Origin of the sequence: Pelotomaculum sp. FP (assembly GCF_004369245.1) — a bacterium.
Taxonomy (GTDB): domain Bacteria; phylum Bacillota; class Desulfotomaculia; order Desulfotomaculales; family Pelotomaculaceae; genus Pelotomaculum_C; species Pelotomaculum_C schinkii.
Genome location: NZ_QFGB01000152.1, coordinates 1 through 1,092, shown reverse-complemented (window position 1 = coordinate 1,092; position 1,092 = coordinate 1). Strand labels below are relative to the sequence as shown.

The window sequence follows — 1,092 nt, the reverse complement described above, 5'->3', positions numbered from 1 at the left end:
TCAACTCGCAAACCCTCTTGTACTCCCCGACTATTTCTTCATAGGAAGCCTTGTTGAGATCAATTTTCAAGTCAACCAGCTTGTCCCCGGTAACCGGGTTGACGCCGCCGTTTAAGACCAGCTCAAAAATTTTCGGGTTGTTGGTGTTCGCCACCGAAAACATCGGCATACGTTTGCCGCAAATCTGCATATCCACACAACCGCAAGGCGCCCAATCCCTGGCGTCTTCCAGATTGGCTCCGGTAACGCTCATAAACCGTTCAGTCGCCAGCTTGTCGTTGAACAGGGCCGGATAGCCTGAACCTGCCTTAATGCAGTCGACCACTTTCATTTTGAAGCTTTCGCTTAAGTCGTCTCTCCACCTTACCGATATGGTCGGCTGCCAGGTCTTGACATTCACTCCCGCCTGCAGCACCAACTTGGAAAGCTTATTGTCGGCGGGAACGCCATACCTGTCCACACCACCCAAAGTAACGTTCTGGTAGATGCTGCCGCCTAGGTAGGATTCTGTGAAGGTGGCGTGTGCCCGCGCGATTTCGGTGCATTTTATCCTCATCAGCTCCAACAGTTCCAGCGCTTTTTCCTCGGTCAAAGTACCCGCTTCAAAATCCTTCTTAAAGGGGCGGTACATATACTGGTCAAAACGACCCGGGGAGATGCCCCTGCCGTTTATTTCAATAAAAAGACAGACCTGCGTAAACCAGAACGCCTGCATCGCCTCATGGAAGGTGTCCGCGGGCTTTCCGGGAACTTTTCTGCAAATGCGGGCAATTTCCAAGAGTTCCTCTTTGCGTTTTTGCTCCCGGCAAATCCCGGCTAATCTTTCCGCTTCCTTGGCGTGGTTCTCAGCGAAGTTGATCACGCCTTCCAGGGCCATAATGGTCCCCTTGTAGAAATTGTACCGGTCAAAATCTTCCTTGCTGTTTAAGCTTCCTATTGCCTTCATTTTTCCTTTGAGGCGCTCTATAATCGACTCCAGGCCTTCATCTATAACCTTTTGATAATCTACGATGAGCCTGCCTTCCGGCACGTCAAACATAAAGCGCAAAAAGACTAATTGCTTTTGCCAGTTCTCCACCTGATCGAAATCAT

The 1,092-nt window shown here is 50.2% G+C and carries 1 protein-coding gene; it reads right to left on the bottom strand.

What is annotated here, in order from left to right:
* A partial coding sequence (locus Psfp_RS21140) for a pyruvate formate lyase family protein (protein ID WP_192895579.1) occupies positions 1 to 1,092 on the bottom strand: 1,092 nt, incomplete at both ends.